Consider the following 16,754-nt stretch of genomic DNA (forward strand, 5'->3'; position numbering starts at 1 on the left):
GAAATCGAGATCAGAGAAACCGCGGAATCGACCCCGTTATCTCGAGTCGCTCGCAGTAGTGAGCGAGCGGGTCGCCCGCGGGCGTCGGCACGTCCGCCGCCTCGAATAGGTCGTTCTCGCGGATCGTCACCTCCGCCGGGGCGAGTGACCAGGGTTCGTGGGCGATCTCGGCGACGAGCGTTCGATCGCCGTAGGGGACGAGCATCCGTCGGCGTTCGGTGAGCCAGTGGGTGAGCGAGTCGGGCTGCGCTCGAGTCGGAGGCGCGATCGGTCGGTATTCCGCGTCGAATCGTGCGGAGTCACCGCTGGCGTCGTCACGCTCGCTCGAGAACGCGACCTGGCCGTCAGTGCCGTCGACACGCTGGCGAGCGTCGAAGCAGGGGACGTTGAGTCCCCTGCGAGCGAGGAAAGCCAGCCATGGTCCGTCGATGTCGATGCTGAAGAAGTACAGTCCGGAGACGTCCCGGTAGCGAACGTACGTCCGGAGGTTGAGTTCGGGACGCGTGACGCGCATCGCGCTCGGCGTGTCTCGAACGCCTGCTCGAGCGAGGACGAACGGGACGATCGAGAGCCAGGCCCGGTCCTCATAGGTCTCGAGGTCGAACCGATCGGGAACGTGCGGTCGAAGACGGTCCGGGTTGACGGGCCAGTGGAGGAAGGCCCCGTCTCGCCACACCATCGAGAAGGGGTGTGGCAGCCAGGGGAGGGACGCCGGTTCCGTTTCGGCGGTCGTCGAATCGGGATGCAGGATTCGCTGTTCGGTCATGGTTGATGCGAGAGTGCGACCTCTCGTTCGAGAAACAGTCGGGCGAGCCCCCCGAGCGAGACGGGTCCGAGCGCTTTCGTCGGCGGCGAGGGGTCGGTCGCAGCGGCGTTATTCATATACGTCTCTACGTTACCTGCGGGGATAAATCACTCAGGAACCAATTAGTTCAGGTGAATGTATCGAAGCGCTATACGAACTCGATCGGGAGCCTGAATCGGGAGAGTGTGCGGAGTCCGGACCGGTAACGAGTGCACAGAGGCCGCCGCTCCGAACGAGTAAGTTCGAAACGAATACGGACAGGATCGCCCGTAAAACGGCCTACTCGAGGTAGATCGCCGGGCGAAACGGTCGGGCCTGGCTCGCCTTGTCGGCGGGATCGATCGGATCGGCGTCCTCGGCGTCGATTACGACGTCGGCGTCGAACTCGCTCTTGAGGAAACCCGCGGACGCCTCGTAGACGGCCCGCTCGTCGATTCCGGCGAGCGTCTCGAGTGCGGCATCCTCGCGTTCGCGGACGAACGAGACGAGGTCGCCAACGAGGTCGTTGACGGCACCTCCTCGCTCACGAAGGGCAGGATTTTGCATGACCTGCTCCATCACGGCTCCCTGGTCCGGACCGGTTTCCACGACGGTGCCGAACACCTCGCGCTTCCAGTCGGCCGCGACGTAGACGCGGATCGTCTCGGGATCGGTGTCGGTCACCTCGACGATGTCGCGAACGTCCTCGAGCAGCGCCGTTACCAGCCGTTCCTCGGCGATGACGCTCGAGTCCTCGAATTCGGGCACCGACTCGGGCCACGGCACGTCCTCGGCTGGTTCGCCCGTCAGTCGCTCGTGGAGTTCGTTCGCCGTGAACGGGATGACGGGCGCGAGCAGGCGCAGTCGCGTCTCGAGGACAGTACGAAGGGTCCATCGCGCCCCCGCGCGTTCGAGGTCCGTCCGGCGGCGGTACCACTTCAGGTGCTCCTCGAAGCGGTAGAAGGCTCTCTGGCTGGCTTTCCGGGTCTCGAATCGGTCCATCGCGTCGGTGACCTCGCGAACCGTCTCCTGGAGGTGGGCGAGGAGCCAGCGATCGATCCGCTCGAGGTCACGTTCACCCGCGGGTCCGTCGATCAGGTCCACGGCACGGTTCCAGAAGCGCTCGAGTTGATCGCGCGTCGCGACGACGGCCTCGGCCCGCCAGTCGTAGTCCTGCCAGGGTTCGGCGCTGTTGAGCAAGAAGAAACGTACGGTGTCGGCCCCGTAGCAGTCGATGGCTTCCCCAGGGAGGACGACGTGCCCTCGCGAGGAACTCATCGACTCGCCCTCGAGCAGGCCCATGCCCATGACGGTGATTCCCCGGGGCCACTTCGCCTGCTCGAACAGTTCGGCGTGGTGGGAGAGGAAGAACGTCAGGTGATTCGAGATCAGGTCGTTGCCCGAGCACCGATAGTCGACCGGATACCAGTACTCGAACTCCTTGCGAAGTTCCAGGGCGTGCTCGTCCGGCTCGTCGACGGACTCCGGACCCAGCAAGAGCGCGTCGAAGAACTCTCGCGTGAGGTCCTCGACCGGGACGTCTCGGATCCGGTGGGCGATGGTGTAGTAGGCTGTGTAGATGGTCGAGTCCGACAGCGGTTCGATGACGAACTCGTCGTCCCACGGCAGTCTCGTCCCAAGGCCGTAGTTGCGGATGCAGGGCCACTCCTCGAGCCACTCGATCGTGTGGTCGTACTGCTCGCGGGTGTTCTCGGGAATCGCGTCCAGGTTCGCGACGGCCCGGTGGGCCTTCTCGCGCCAGGCTGCGTCGTTGTACCGCAGGAACCAGGTGTCCTGTTCGGCGACCTCGACGCGCCCGCCGCAGCGACAGACGACCGTCTCGGCGAAGTCGTACATCGCGTCGAAGGCTCCCCGTTCGCGGTAGTGAGCGTCGAGGTCGTCGCGGACGTCCTCGATTACCGCACCGGCGAACTCCCCGTATTCCTCGTTCAATTCGCCCTGGTGGAACTCGCGGGTGTACAGCTCCTCGGTCGCCGCCTCGAGGGCGGGGTCACTCGCGGACTCGATGCCGTACTCGGCGACGGCGTCCGCCGCGGGGAACTCGCCGTAGCCTTCGACGGCCAGGACGGCCCGCGGTTCGATGGCCCGCACCGCCTCGGGGTCGAGACCGTACTCGACCAGGTCGCCTGCGCGGGCTTTCGCCGCCTCGAGGGCGACCCAGTCGTCGGGCGAGTGGGCGGGGACGGACATGACGACGCCGGTAGCGCTGTCGGTGTCGACGAACTCGGCCGGGAGGACGACGATCTCCTCGTCGGTGACGGGGTTCCGGACGCGGGTGCCAACGATCTCGGCCCCCGGGAGGGTCTCGAGCACCTCGACCTCGCGCGCCTGCAACGCGAGTTTCTCGGTCGCCTCGAGGGAGACGACCCACTCCCTGCCGTCCACGCTCGCGCGAGCGTAGGTCGCGTCGGGGTCGACGAAGGCGTTCGTGACCCCGCGGACGGTCTCGGGGCGCAGGGTCGCCATTGGGTAGACGGTGCGTTCGCTCTCTGCTCCCGGTACCGCCTCGCCGTTCGCTCCGCTCGAGTCGTCACTCGTGGCGTGGAACGCGATCAGCGAGTACTCCTGGAATTCGGCGTCCTCGCCCTCGTAGATGTCGTGGGTCGTGACCGGCTGTTCCTCGTTCGTACAGTAGTTCACCGGGTGCAGCCCCTTCTCGAGGAGGCCGCGCTCGTACAGGGTCTCGTACTGCCAGGCGATAAATCGCGAATAGCGCTCGTCTTCGGTAGTGAACTCGCGGCGCCAGTCGATCGACAGCCCGAGGCGGCGCATTCCCGCCTCGTAGTGGTTCTCGATGAAGTACCGGGCGAACCCCATCGGCGTCTCGAGGTCCCAAAGGTCGGACTCGGGCACCCCGAAGGCGTTTCGCAGGCTGTCGAGCTGGTGGGCGTCACCACGTTTCAGGCGCTCGACAGCGCCGATGATGGGCGTGCCGGTGACGTGCCACGCGATGGGAAAGAGGACGTTGTCGCCCCGCTGACGACGGTAGCGGGCGTACGCGTCGGGGACGGTGTACGTGCGCGCGTGACCGATGTGCATACCGCCGTTCGGGTACGGGTAGGGGACGGTCACGAACGTTGCTTCTCCCGAACTGCGGCCGTCCGGGTCGGCCTCGTACCGGCCCGACTCGGCCCAGCGCTCGCGCCAGCGCGCCTCGAGTTCCTGCGGCTCGTAGCCGTCGCTCTCCTCTGAGGTGGCGGTTCGGGAATCCCGGCCTCGAGCGTGCCGGTTCACGTCGATCCCTCGATGGTCGACCGGGCGATTGGCCACGGCGTTACTGGCGGTTGTTGGATCCGTTTCGGCTGACCGTCGCAGTCGGCGTCGAGTCGTCGTCTCATGCTTTCGCTTACTCGAGTGACGGACAAAGAGCTAGTGTGTTGACAGGCGCGGCCTGTCACCAATCCCGGTCTCTCGGTTTCTCGGCGGCTCGGTGGTTCGGTGTCTCGATGGCTCGGTCTCTCGGTAATTCAAAATCTCGAGCGCTACTCCTCGATTTCGATCGCCGGCCGGCCTGGCTCCGCGTTCGAGAGCACCGAATCGTCGGCGTTTTCGGCGCGAACCACGCTGACTGGCGCGTCGAACTCCCGTTCGATTAGCCAGGCGGCCGACTCGAGAGCCGCGTGCTCCTCGTCCGGGCCGAGCGTCGTCGAGAGCGCCTCTCGCTCTACTTGCAGGTCCTGGCCGTAACTCGCGGCAGCGTCACCCTGCTCGCGGATGTGCGATTCCTGCATGAGTTCGCCGATCAGGTTGTCCGCGTCGCTCTCGATCGCGATCTCGAGGGCGTCGTACTTCCAGTCGGGGGCGACGACGACGTCGATCCCCTGCGGGTCGTCAATGCCGGCCACGTCGATAATCTGGCGGACGTCCTCGCGAGTGTTCTCGACGAGTTTGCGGCGCTTCTGGACGTGATCGCGGTCGACTGTCGCGGTCGGCCAGTCGGCCTCGACGACGAAGCCGCCGTCCTCGCCCTCGAGTTGCTCGTAGAGGTCCTCCGCGAGGTGCGGGGCGACCGGGGCCAGTAGCCGAACGACGGCCGACAGCCCGCGCTCGTAGGTCTCGGTGTAGGGTTCGGCGTAGTCGGCGTACTGGCGGAGCGTTCGGACCAGATCCTGAGTCTCGCGAAGCGCGCGGTTGAACGTCAGGTCGTCGTACTTCTCGGTGGCGATGGCGAGCGTCGCGTCGATTTCGCTCTCGACGTAGCTCGCGACGGCGTCGTTCTCGCCCGCGGGCGCGTCCGCGATGTAGTCCTGGACCATCCCCCGCAATCGCGTGAGGAACGCGTAGGTCGACCGGACGCCCTCCTCGCTCCAGTCGAAGTCGCGCTCGGGCTGAGCGGCCTGCATCATGAACAGCCGGGCGGTGTCGGCGCCGTACTCCTCGACGATCCGCTGGGGCGAGACGGTGTTCCCCTTCGACTTGGACATCTTCTCACCCTCGAGCTGGACCATCCCCTGGGCGAGCAAGTTCGTGAACGGCTCGCGGTGCTCGAGGCCCTCGTGGTCGGAGAGCACCTTCGTGAAGAACCGCGAGTAGAGCAGGTGCATCACGGCGTGCTCGATGCCGCCGACGTACTGGTCGACGGGCATCCAGTCGTTGGCCCGCTCCAGGTCGAAGGGAGCATCTTCGAGGTCGGGCGAGACGTACCGCAGGAAGTACCACGAGGAGTCGACGAAGGTGTCCATCGTGTCGGTTTCGCGCTCGGCTGGACCGCCACAGTCGGGACAGGTCGTCTCCTTCCACTCCTCGGCGGCGTCCAGCGGGTTCCCGGTGGTGTTGATGAACTCCGGTAACTCGACGGGCAGATCCTCCTCGGGAACCATTACGGGGCCACACTCCTCACAGTGGACGACCGGAATCGGCGTCCCCCAGTAGCGCTGCCTCGAGATGCCCCAGTCTCTGAGCTGGTACTGGGTGGCGTGCTCGGCGCTCTCGATATCCTCGGTCAGGCGCTCGCGTGCGGTTTCGCTGTCGAGACCCGAGTATTCGCCCGAGTTGACGAGGGCCCCGTCGTCGGTGTAGGCTTCCCCACTCACGTCCGGTGCGTCGGGCACGGACTCGCCATCCCAGTTCTCCGGTTCGGGAGCGACGACGGGAACGATGTCCTCGCCCATCTTCGTCGCGAACGCGTGGTCGCGCTCGTCGTGGCCCGGCACGGCCATCAGCGCGCCGGTCCCGACGTCCGAGAGGACGAAGTCGGCGACGTAGACCGGAATCTCCTCGCCCGTGGCTGGGTTGGTGGCGGACAGGTCGGTGGCGACGCCGTTCGGCTCGTCGCCCTCGGGATCGGCCTCGTGTTCGACAAAGTGGCGGACCTCCTCGTCCTCCTCGGCCAGTTCCTGGCTGATCGGGTGGTCCGGAGCGAGCGCGAAGAAGGTCGCGCCGAAGAGCGTGTCGACGCGGGTCGTGAATGCCCGGACGTCCCCGTGGTCTTCGATTTCGAAATCGAGTTCGGTCCCGTGCTGGCGACCGATCCAGTTGCGCTGCATCTGTCGGACCGAGTTCGGCCACCCTCGAGGTCGTCGATGGCCTCGAGCAACTCGTCGGCGTACTCCGTAATTCGGAGGAACCACTGCTCGAGTTCGCGGGTCTCGACGGGGGTGTCACAGCGCCAGCAGAGTTCGGCCTCGCCCTCGACCTGCTCGTCGGCCAGGACGGTCTCGCAGTGGGGACACCAGTTGACCTCGGCGTCGCGGCGTTCGACCAGCCCTTCCTCGTGGAAGCGGGTGAACAGCCACTGGTTCCAGCGGTAGTACTCGGGGGTGCAGGTGGTGATCTCGCGGCCCCAGTCGTAGCCGAATCCCATCGATTCCATCTGCCCACGCATGGTGTCGATGCAGTCGAACGTCCAGTCGCGCGGGTTGGTGTCGCGCTCCTTGGCCGCGTTCTCGGCCGGGAGGCCGAAGGCGTCCCACCCCATCGGGTGGAGCACGTCGTCGCCGCGCATCCGTCGGTAGCGGGCGTAGGCGTCGGTGATCGTGTAGTTTCGAACGTGGCCCATGTGGAGTTTGCCCGAGGGGTAGGGGTACATCCCCAGGACGTACGTCGGATCCTCGACGTCGTCGGGCGTTCGGTACACGTTCGCGTCGTCCCACGCCTCCTGCCAGCGTCGTTCGACCGTCGCGTGGTCGTATCCCGAGTCGCTCATTTGCTTATATAGGATTGGCGGAGGCGAGGTTCTATACCTTTCCATTGGTGGACAAACGGACGGTTCCCGCTCGCCTCGAGGCGGGCGCCCGAAGCAGGGGTTCCGTTCCGGTTCGGTTTCGAACCAGCTCGAGGGGACGAAGTGGGACCGTTCTCGAGAGTGAAACCGCTATACGTCGGCAGGAAGGTTCGAACGAGATGGAACGAGCAAAATCCGATGCAACCGTCGCGGTTTTATATACGTTCGCCGGTGGAATCACGGACCACAATGGCACCACTCATCAGCGCACTGGTCGCGTTCATCGTCGCACTGCTGGTCGGCGGCCTGGCGATTTACCTCGCCGCAAGCGTCGTCGTCGACGCTCACAGTTACGAGCACGCGATCGTGACGGCCATCGTCGGCGCCATCGGTTGGGCGCTCACCTCGTGGATTCCGCTCCTGGGGCCGATCATCGCCCTGATCGTCTGGATCGCCGTGATCAACTGGCGTTACCCCGGCGGCTGGGTGACCGCCGCAGCCATCGGCGTGATCGCCTGGCTGTCGGCGCTAGTGATTCTGTTCGTGCTCAACGCGATCCTGGGTCTCGGCGTCGGCGCGTTCGGCGTGCCGATCTGACCCGTCCGGAGCGATTTCCCGTTTCGCCGTCGAAACGCGTCGTCCGCTCGAGTGCATCCGACCCGGCCAGGCGTATCGTTTAACTCGACAAAACGTGTCGTTTGATCCGAACGTTTTTCTCGAGTACCGCGGAAACAGACGTCCATGCAACGGCGCCGCGTGCTCGTCGGGGTTCTCGCTTGCACCTCGCTCGGTTCCGGCTGTCTCTCGAGCGCCGACGAGGCCGAGAACGAGCCGGCGACGGTCGAGGACCCGCCCGAGTGGCTTCGAGAGCGTGGCCGCTGTGAAGACGAGTGGGCATGGGGAGCGCTAGAACTCTCGAGAACGGACGTCGAGTCGAGGTACGGTACCGCTACCGTCGCGTACGAGTTCCTCACCGAGGAATCGAAGCGCCTCGTTCGCTTCGCGATCCGCAACGACGGGGCCGAAGCGTGCACCCAAACTGGAGGGTCCTCCTTTCAGACCCTTCTGAGCGACGTTCGCGATCTCGCGTATCGGCCCTACCAGGAGGAACACGGTAAACGCCCTCACGTGTTCGTCATTCGTACGACCGAAGCGGCCTTCCGGATCGAACGGCTGGAGGCATTTGATGCAGTCCTCGTCTGAATCGGCGGCCAGACCCCGGTCACCGGATCCTCTCTGGATTTGCGGTCGATACGCCCGCGTCGATCCTCGCCACGTCAATATTCCTCCGTCGGTACTCGCGAATCGCCAGCACCCCGCTCGAGAGAGGCCGACGGCTCGAGCACGTATTTTTGGATGAAAACGCTTCGAGAACGCCTGAATCCGCGGTTTCCTAGTCGATGTCGATGCGTTTCGAATCGTCGCTCTCCTGCAATTTCGGCAGCGTGACTGTCAGCACGCCGTTGTTGTAGTTGGCCTTTATCGACTCCTCGTCGACCGGTTCGGGGAGGTGGAGCCGTCGACTGACCGACTTGTGCGACCGCTCCCGGCGGAGGTAGCGATCGTGCTCGTCGGTGCGGTCGGTCTCCTGTTCGGCCTCGAGGCGGAGCGTCCCCTCGACGAGAGTCAGCTCGATGTCCTCGGTCTCGAAGCCAGGGAGGTCGGCTGTCACGACGTACTCGTCGCGGTGGTCGGCCACATCGACAGCGACCGAACCCGGAAACGAGAGGCCGTTACCGCCGACGCCCGTTTCGATCTGCTTGCTGACTCGGTTGAGCATCTCCTCGAGGTCGTCGAACGGATTGCGTCGCATGCGAGTCGATAGGCGCTCGAAGAGGATAAATTGTGCCCCGGCGAGGACGACAGAACTGGCAGGGTCGTGTCGAGCGGATCTCGCGATTCTCAGTCGACGACGTGCTCGAGGTCGTACGACCCCAGGCGGCGAACCCACCCCTCTCGGCGAGGGACTCCAGGTCGGCGAGAGCCTCCTGGGTACGTTCCTCGTAGAGGCCGGCGTCGACGTCCATGTGGAAGACGTAATCGCCGAGTCGCTCGCCGCTTGGGCGGGACTCGACTCGGCTCAGGTTGATGTCGCGGTCGGCGAACGGCTCGAGGAGTTCGAGGAGCAGTCCGGGGTAGTTCGCGTTCGGATAGACGACGAGCGAGGTCTTCCCGCCGGCCTCCGAACGCTCGGAGGCGGGTGCGAGTGCGAAGAACCGCGTCGCGTTCGACGTCTGGTCCTGGATGTCGGCGGCGAGGACCTCGAGGTCGTCGCCCGCCGTGGCGGGGTGGGCGATGCCCGCGACGGAGGGGTTCTCGCGGGCGTATTCGACGCCCTGGGCCGTGCTCGAGACGGCCTCGAGGGTCGCATCGGGGTACTCGGACTCGAGGTAGGCGCGACACTGGGCGAGCGCCTGGGAGTGGCTGGCGATGGTGTCGAAGTTCGGCCCCTGTGCAAGCAGGGCGTGGCGGATCGGCGTGACGATCTCGCGGACGACGGCGACATCGTACTCCGCGAGGGCGTCCTGGCTCTCGGTGACGCTCCCCTCGATGCTGTTCTCGATGGGGATTACCCCGCGGTCGAACTCGCCGGCGGCGACGGCGGCGACGATGTCGGTGACCGACTGGCGGAAGACGACGTCGTCGTCGATCGCTCGCGTCGCACGGTGTGAGTACGTCCCCTCGGGGCCGAGCGTGACGGCTGTCATATCCGCAGGTGGGAGTCGAACCCCGAAAAGCGTGCCGAAGGTGGTGATTTCTCGAGTTCGCAGTCGGCCATCTCCACTTTTGACTCGACGCTAGAGCGACCCGTAATCGTCGCTGAAGATCTCGAGCGTGGCGACGAGCGCACCGAGGACGATGGGGCCGTAGAACAGCCCCATGAACCCAAAGGCAGTGACGCCACCGAGGACGCCGATAATGATCACGGCCGGGTTGAGTTCGGCGTAGCGGTCGACGACGATCGGTCGCATGTAGTCGTCCGAAAGACCGACGATGATGGTACTGTAGATCGCCAGCCCAATCGCGAACGCCGGCTGGTTGATCAGGAGCAGGTAGACCACAGCGGGGCCCCAGACCAGGAACGAACCGACGATCGGAATCAGCGAGAGGACGATCATGATGACCGTCCAGAACAGCGAGTTCGGGATGCCGACGACGAACAGGCCGATTCCCGCCAGTCCGCCCTGGACCAGCGCGATGAGGACGTGACCGGCCAGCACCGCCCACGTCACGTTCTCGAGTGAGTCGAAGAGGTCGGTCTGGACGGCGTCCGGAAGCGGCGTCACCTCCCGAAGCCACCGGAGCAAGGAGTCGCCGTCTCGGAGGAGGTAGTACAGCAAGAAGAGCGCCACGCCGATGCCGATGGCCGTGTGCGTGAGCCCCGCCAGCAGTTCCGGACTCCGTTCCAGGAGCGTCTGTCCCGCGGTTCGGGCCCACTCCATGGCCGTCGACTCGAGGTCGACCCCGAATCGCTCGGCGACCGACTGGAAGGGCTCAAGCGGAAGCGAATCGGCGTCGGCGCCTTCGACGAGGGCGCGGGCGTCGCGAAAGACGTACGCCACGACGATCACGACGGGGACGATGGCGAGAAGCAGGGCCAGCAAGACGAGCGAAAACGCGGCGATAGCGGGCGACGTTCGTTGCTCCAGGCGACGCTGGGCTGGCGTCAGCACGAACGCGAGGAGAACGGCGGCCAGCACGTACTGGATGTACGGGAGGACGAGTTGCGCCGACAACAGCAGGAGGACGGTGATGAGAACGAGCAGCGTCCCTCTCGATCGGTTCACACCTCGAACTCAACGGGGAGGGGGTTAAAAGCGGTGGCAGCAGGTACAGGCCGAGGCGGTCCCGCCGAGAGCAGCGACCCAGCCCTCGCCGAAGGCGCCTGCGTGAAGATCCGATTACTGCTGGGTAATCGGGGAAACATGGGATTGGCCGGCGTAAACGGTTCGTACGTCTCGACTGTCTCGTCGCTCGTCACACGGGTTCAAGGCCGTGGTTCACGAGAGATCACGTATGTCGACCCAGCTCGACCCGCTCTCGATCTCGGCCGACCTCCTCTACACGGTCAAGACGGACGGGGAGCGGGGCGCCCTCCGCGACCATCTCGCCACGCTCGAGCGGACGCGACTCGACCGGGCGCTCGGCGGCCGCGCGGAGAAACTCGCCTTCTGGCTCAACTGCTACAACGCGTACGTGCAGATCCTCCTCGAGGACGATCCCACGCTGCTCGAAGGTGGTGTGCTCGACCGCTGGAAGTTCTTCGCCAGGGATCGCGTTCCGATCGCCGGCGTCTGGCTGAGTCTCAACGACATCCAGCACGGACTCCTTCGTGGCTCGAGACACCCCTGGGGGATGGGGTACCTGCCGCGACCGTTCCCGACGGCCTTCGAGCGCCAGTTTCGGCTCGAATCAGTCGATCCCCGGATCCACTTCGCGCTGAACTGCGGCACCGAAAGCTGTCCGCCGGTGGCCGTCTACAGCCCTGCCGACGTCGAGACGGAACTCGAGACGGCGACCGACTGGTTCCTCGAGGAGAACGTGAGCTACCAGCCACGAGAGCGCGTTGCCCGCGTGCCGCGCGTCTTCCTCTGGTACCGCGGTGATTTCGGCGGCTCGAGCGGGATTCGGTCGTTCCTCGAGCGCTACGACGTGATTCCGCCCGGCGTGACGCCGACGTTGCAGTACGACGAGTACGACTGGTCGATGGATCTGGGGGACTACCGACAGAAATAGCTCGGATCGCCGCCAGCCCGGCGATCTCGAGGGTCTCGATTCTCCGAAAGCCGTCAGTTCCCGTGCCCTCGACCCTCGAGGTACTCCTTCGTTCGCCCGAGCAATACGTACTCGGCCCGCTGGAGGTCCGCTACCGATTCCGACCCCGTGACGAACATCGCCGTCTCGAGTTCGACGCGGAGGGTCTCGAGGAGGTCGACGACCGCCTCGGTTCCCTGCCCCGCCGGCGAGAGGAACGGCTTGGCGAGACCGCCAGCTTGCGCACCGAGGGCGATGGTCTTCGCCACGTCGAGTCCCGAGCGGACGCCGCCGCTGGCGATCACGGTGTCGTGGACGCTCGCGGCCTCGAGCGTGCTCACGGCGGTCGGGACGCCCCAGGCCCGGAAGCGTCGCCCGACGTGTTCCTGGCGGGTCGCGCCGACGGCGGCAGCCCGGTAGGACTCGATGCCCGACCACGTCGTCCCGCCCTTTCCGGCGACGTCGATGGCGTCGACGCCCGCCGCCGTCAGTCGCTCGGCGGTGCCCCGTGCGATGCCGTTGCCCGTCTCCTTGACGATTACCGGCACCGAGAGCTCGCTCGCGACCGTTTCGATGGCCTCGAGACAGCCACGGGCGTCGACGTCGCCCTCGGGCTGGACCGCCTCCTGGAGGAAGTTGAGGTGGATCGCCATCGCGTCCGCGTCGATCATCTCCACGGCGCGCTCGACGTCGCTCACGTCGTACTCGAGCAACTGGGCGGCGCCGACGTTGCCGTAGAGGAAGGCGTCGGGGCCGGCCTCCCTGACCACGGTGTAGGACTCGAGGAGGTCCGGATCGTCGAGTTCGAGGCCGGCGCGCTGGCTGCCGACGCCCATCGCGACGCCCGTCTCCTGGGCCGCGGCGGCGAGCGATCGGTTGATCTTCGTGGTGTTGGGGTGGCCGCCGGTCATGCTCTCGATGACGATGGGGGCCGCGAGTTCGTGGCCGAACAGGTCCACGCTCGTATCGATCTCGTCCCGGTGGATCTCCGGCAGCGCCTCGTGGACGAGTTCGATATCCTCGAATCCGGTCCCCGAGGTCTCGACGTCTTCTTCTTCTATAATGCGGATGTGGTCGTCTTTGCGGTCGGATGTCTCGGGCATCGCTTCGTCTCTGCTGTGTCGTTCGCCGGCGGTATTGAAAAGGTGTCCATTCGCGACGGTCGGTCGCCTACCCATTGCTATCGCCGGGTACCGCCTAATCGCCACCGTCGCTGGACCAATTGTGACGTGGCCCAACTGTGGGCCGCTCGCGTGGTGTCGGAATCGTTCAGGGCCGCTCCGAGCCGTTCGCGACCCACTCGAGCGACGACGAGGCGGGGGTGGAATCTCACCAGTTCAACGGAAAGGCGTCCGACCGTTTCAGGATTTTTGTGGCTGTCCGGCGAAGGCATCTCTATGTGGCGAGCAATCGTCCTCGGATTCAGCGTCGTCGAAACCCTGTTTCCCGACCGGATCATCGCCTGGGGAGAACGAAGAGCGTTCGAGAACCCGGACGCCGGCGAGTTGCGCACGTGGACCATACCGATGGCTCGGCTCGAGGGCGTGCTGTTCGCGTGGCTCGCCCTCCGTGAACGAGAACGCGCGCCGTCCGTCGGACCGGCTCTCGCCGTCCTCGGCGTACCAGCCCTCCTGGCCCCGGAGCGATTCGTTCGAACGGCGCTCGAACTCGCCTACCAGAATCCGGACGCCCTCGAGTTGAAACCGTGGGTGGTTCCGTTGACTCGAGCGATCGGTCTCTGCTACGTCGTCCTCGGCACGGTCGCCGGGCGTGTATCGGCACCCGCTGAGGACTCACGGTCAGAGGAGAATACTCGCCTGGAGTAGTGTCTGTTCCCGTCGACGGTACGCAGAACGTGATAAACAAGACGCGATACGCAGGATCCGATACGCAGGACACGCGTCTCGACGTACCCGGCTTCGAGCTAGTACGACCGCACTTCGAGTCCGTCGTCGGTTCCGACGTACGTCGCGTTCGCGAAATCGACGAACAGGCCGTGCTCGAGGACGGCGGGAATCGACGCGAGGTCGTTGCCGAGGGCGGCCGGGTCGTCGATCGAACCAAATGCGCAGTCAAGAACGAGGTTCCCGTTATCGGTGACCACGGGGCCGTCCTTATGCGTCGCCATACGGAGGGTCGGATCGCCGTCCAGGTCCTCGATGCGGCCCGCGACGACTGCGTGGGCCGCGGGGAGCACTTCGACTGGAACCGGCGCCTCGAGCGCGGGGACGAGTTTCGAGGAATCCGCGACGACGACGAACCGGTCGGCCGCGACGGCGACGAGTTTTTCGCGGGCGTGGGCCGCGCCGCCACCTTTGATCAGCGCCCCGTGGGCAGGGGAGTCGGGGTCGTCGACGACCTGGTCGGCCCCGTCGATAGCCAGGTCGATCCCGTCGACGGCGTCGAGATCCGTCAGCGGGATACCGACGTCGAGGGCCAGTCGCCTGGACTGAAAGGAGGTCGCGATTCCCCGAATCTCGAGGCCGTCCGCGACTGCACGGCCGAGTGCCTCGATGGCGTAGGCGGTCGTCGACCCGGTGCCGAGGCCGACGACCATCCCGTCTTCGACCTCCTCGGTTGCTCGTTCCCCCGCACGGCGCTTGTGGGCGTCGGCGCCGCCCGACGATTTCGCGCTCATACCGTCACGAGCGGGCGGCGACGGGAAAAACGTAGCCCTCGAGGTCGACCCTCGGTCGGCTGATCGAGACGAGTCGAGACCAACTCGGTCGGCGATTGCGGCGATTCGACCCCACCCCGCCAAAGTTTTTGGCTCGAGCGAGCCTTGTAGAGGGACGATGGGACCGAGCGACGACGCCGTGACGATGACCGACGTGCGGAAGACGTACCGCGTCGGCGAGCCGGTACACGCCCTCGACGGCGTCTCGCTGTCGATCCCGCGCGGGTCGTACACGGCCATCATGGGCCCGAGCGGATCGGGGAAATCGACGCTGATGAACCTCGTCGGCTGTCTCGATACCCCCACGTCGGGCACCGTCGCCGTCGACGGGGAAGATATTTCGACGCTCTCGGAACGCGAACGTACCCGCCTGCGGGGAACCAGGGTCGGATTCGTCTTCCAGACGTTCAACCTGATGCCGCGGTTGAACGCCCTCGAGAACGTGGCCCTCCCCCAGTTGTTCCGCAGCGTCGGTCGGACGGAGCGCCACGACCGCGCGCAGGATCTGCTCGAGCGCGTCGGACTCGGCGACCGACTCGATCACCTCCCGAACGAGTTATCGGGCGGCCAGCGCCAGCGGGTCGCCCTCGCCCGCGCGCTGGTGAACGATCCGGCGATCGTGCTCGCCGACGAACCCTCCGGCAACCTTGACACCGAGACGGAAGCGGACGTGCTCGACCTCTTCGAGGAGTTCCACGACGCCGGGACGACGCTCATCGTCGTCACGCACGAGCGCCACGTCGCCGAACGCGCCGAACGCATCGTCCACCTGCTGGACGGAAGCGTCGAGCGAATCGAACTACTGGAAGGTGGGGATGACAAGGCGTCCCCCGGTGGCGATTCTCGAGTGGAAACGAAGGGGTCTGCTGAGGGTGTTCGGAGCGAAGTTGCGAATGAAAAGACTGCTAATCGACCCTCGATTGATGGTGTGTCCTCGAACGACGATCTGTCCTCCGGCGATGACGACCCCGCCGCGAGCGATAATGACCCCACCGCGAGCCAAGACGACCCCACCACGAGCGAGGAGGAGCGCTGATGAACCCACTCGAGTCGCTCCGGCTCTCCTGGCGGTCGATTCGTGGCCACCGACTTCGGTCGGCGCTGACGACGCTCGGAGTGATCATCGGCGTCGCCGCCGTCATCGCCTTCGTCGCCCTCGGCGCGAGCCTGCAGGCCGGCATCATCGGCGACATCAGCCCCGACGACCAGCGGAACCTCTACGGCTGGGCGGCCGACCCGGATACCGAGGGCGGTCCGCTCGCCGGCGCCCAGTTCGTCTTCAGTCAGGACGACCTCGAGGCCGTCGAGGAACTCGAGGCCGTCGACGCCGCTTACGGCTATGCGACCATCGACGCCCAGTCGGTGACCCACGCGGGTGAGACCCGGTTACAGAGCAACGGCCTGATCGCCGCCGGCCCGTCCTACGTTCGCGAGTCCTCCCTGCGCGAGGGACGCCAGTTCGAGATGGGCGAGCGCGAGGCCGTCATCAACCCCGCAGCCGCCGAGCAGTTCGAGGAGAACGTCAGCGTTGGCGACGAACTCGAGGTCCGGATCGCTACCGGCGGAACCGAGACCGTTACCGTCGTCGGGATCACCGACACCTCGGAGGGGCTGAGCCCGTTCGAGGGGTTCGACGCGGCGCCACGAATGTACGTCCCGATGGATCCGTTCTACCTCGAGCAGGCGGTCGGTCCGGCGGGCGGAGGCGGCGGTTCGGGTGAGGGGAACGACGATAGCGAATCGGAAAACGACGAGGCCAGTTCGGAAACCGACGTCCGCTACCTCGCCATCATCGTTGAGGCCCCCAGCGCCGACGAGGGCGACGTCGACGCCGCTCGAGACGCTGCAACTGCGTACTTCAAGAGCGAGGAATCCGACGCAAGCGAGTTCCTCGGCGATGACGTCGCCGTCACCCTCCAGACCAGCACCCAGTTACTCCAGCAACTCGAGGACATCCTGGACATCCTTCAGAGCTTCATCGTCGGCATCGCCGCCATCTCGCTCGTCGTCGGTTCGATCGGTATCGCGAACATCATGCTCGTGTCGGTCACCGAGCGAACCCGCGAGATCGGAATTATGAAAGCCGTTGGCGCGCAGAACCGGGACGTTCTCGGACTGTTCCTCACGGAGGCCGTGATCCTCGGCGTGATCGGCGCGATACTGGGAACCGCCCTCGGACTGGCCGTTGCGGCCATCGGTGCCAGCTACATCGACATCCCGCTGGTGTACCCACTCGAGTACGTCGCCCTCGCCATCGTTGCCGGCATCCTGGTCGGCGTCCTGTCCGGGTTGTATCCGGCCTGGCGAGCCGCGAGGACAGATCCGATCGACGCGCTTCGATACGAGTGAGCGTC

General features: G+C 65.7%; 12 protein-coding genes and 2 pseudogenes. 6 read left to right on the forward strand and 8 right to left on the reverse strand.

Annotated features, from left to right (window positions below):
• Window positions 1-10 precede the first annotated feature (10 nt).
• The 3 genes and pseudogenes from ACFQS4_RS02385 to leuS (ACFQS4_RS02395) form a co-directional block, all read right to left on the reverse strand.
• A complete protein-coding gene (locus tag ACFQS4_RS02385) occupies window positions 11-766 on the reverse strand; it encodes a YqjF family protein (RefSeq protein WP_497902116.1) in 756 nt (251 codons plus the stop codon).
• Window positions 767-1,084: 318 nt separating this feature from the next.
• On the reverse strand, window positions 1,085-4,039 hold the full coding sequence (leuS, locus tag ACFQS4_RS02390) for a leucine--tRNA ligase (RefSeq protein WP_497902117.1): 2,955 nt from the start codon (window positions 4,037-4,039) through the stop codon (window positions 1,085-1,087).
• 248 nt (window positions 4,040-4,287) lie between these two features.
• Window positions 4,288-6,950 (reverse strand): annotated as a pseudogene (gene leuS, locus ACFQS4_RS02395) (leucine--tRNA ligase).
• A gap of 267 nt (window positions 6,951-7,217) precedes the next feature.
• Here leuS (ACFQS4_RS02395) and ACFQS4_RS02400 point away from each other — a divergent pair.
• Together ACFQS4_RS02400 and ACFQS4_RS02405 are read left to right on the forward strand one after the other, a co-directional pair.
• Window positions 7,218-7,565: a hypothetical protein gene (locus ACFQS4_RS02400; RefSeq protein WP_497902118.1), complete on the forward strand. Its 348-nt coding sequence runs from the start codon at window positions 7,218-7,220 to the stop codon at window positions 7,563-7,565.
• A gap of 144 nt (window positions 7,566-7,709) precedes the next feature.
• Window positions 7,710-8,171 (forward strand): hypothetical protein, encoded by a 462-nt coding sequence (locus tag ACFQS4_RS02405; protein ID WP_497902119.1) that lies wholly within the window; start codon window positions 7,710-7,712, stop codon window positions 8,169-8,171.
• 190 nt (window positions 8,172-8,361) lie between these two features.
• Here ACFQS4_RS02405 and ACFQS4_RS02410 read toward each other — a convergent pair whose 3' ends face one another.
• The 3 genes and pseudogenes from ACFQS4_RS02410 to ACFQS4_RS02420 all read right to left on the reverse strand — a co-directional run bounded on the left by ACFQS4_RS02410 (window position 8,362) and on the right by ACFQS4_RS02420 (window position 10,756).
• On the reverse strand, window positions 8,362-8,781 hold the full coding sequence (locus tag ACFQS4_RS02410; protein WP_497902120.1) for an Hsp20/alpha crystallin family protein: 420 nt from the start codon (window positions 8,779-8,781) through the stop codon (window positions 8,362-8,364).
• Between the two features lie 89 nt (window positions 8,782-8,870).
• Window positions 8,871-9,676, reverse strand: a pseudogene (gene pheA / locus ACFQS4_RS02415) (prephenate dehydratase).
• A gap of 90 nt (window positions 9,677-9,766) precedes the next feature.
• Window positions 9,767-10,756 carry an AI-2E family transporter gene (locus tag ACFQS4_RS02420; RefSeq protein WP_497902121.1) on the reverse strand — a complete coding sequence of 330 codons (990 nt, stop codon included), beginning with the start codon at window positions 10,754-10,756 and terminating at the stop codon, window positions 9,767-9,769.
• A gap of 229 nt (window positions 10,757-10,985) precedes the next feature.
• Between ACFQS4_RS02420 and ACFQS4_RS02425 the strand changes: the two genes are divergently transcribed.
• Entirely contained in the window at window positions 10,986-11,705 is a 720-nt protein-coding gene (locus tag ACFQS4_RS02425; RefSeq protein ID WP_497902122.1) for a DUF547 domain-containing protein, read from the forward strand.
• Between the two features lie 53 nt (window positions 11,706-11,758).
• On the opposite strand, the gene fni is transcribed toward ACFQS4_RS02425, so the two are convergent.
• Complete coding sequence (gene fni / locus ACFQS4_RS02430) at window positions 11,759-12,826, reverse strand: type 2 isopentenyl-diphosphate Delta-isomerase (RefSeq protein WP_497902123.1); 1,068 nt, start codon at window positions 12,824-12,826, stop codon at window positions 11,759-11,761.
• Between the two features lie 294 nt (window positions 12,827-13,120).
• Between fni and ACFQS4_RS02435 the strand changes: the two genes are divergently transcribed.
• Complete coding sequence (locus tag ACFQS4_RS02435) at window positions 13,121-13,549, forward strand: hypothetical protein (protein ID WP_497902124.1); 429 nt, start codon at window positions 13,121-13,123, stop codon at window positions 13,547-13,549.
• 98 nt (window positions 13,550-13,647) lie between these two features.
• Here the strand turns inward: ACFQS4_RS02435 and rpiA are convergent, their stop codons facing one another.
• Entirely contained in the window at window positions 13,648-14,361 is a 714-nt protein-coding gene (gene rpiA, locus ACFQS4_RS02440) for a ribose-5-phosphate isomerase RpiA (RefSeq protein ID WP_497902125.1), read from the reverse strand.
• 157 nt (window positions 14,362-14,518) lie between these two features.
• Here rpiA and ACFQS4_RS02445 point away from each other — a divergent pair, with 157 nt between their 5' ends.
• The gene (locus ACFQS4_RS02445; protein WP_497902126.1) at window positions 14,519-15,436 is read left to right on the forward strand and encodes an ABC transporter ATP-binding protein; all 918 of its coding nucleotides are present in this window, start codon (window positions 14,519-14,521) and stop codon (window positions 15,434-15,436) included.
• Window positions 15,436-16,749, forward strand: a complete 1,314-nt coding sequence (locus ACFQS4_RS02450; RefSeq protein ID WP_497902127.1) for an ABC transporter permease — start codon at window positions 15,436-15,438, stop codon at window positions 16,747-16,749. Before ACFQS4_RS02445 ends, ACFQS4_RS02450 begins: the two co-directional genes overlap by 1 nt.
• Window positions 16,750-16,754: the final 5 nt, after the last annotated feature.

It is taken from the genome of Saliphagus sp. GCM10025317 (assembly GCF_042663665.1).
Classification (GTDB): Archaea; Halobacteriota; Halobacteria; order Halobacteriales; family Natrialbaceae; genus Natronosalvus.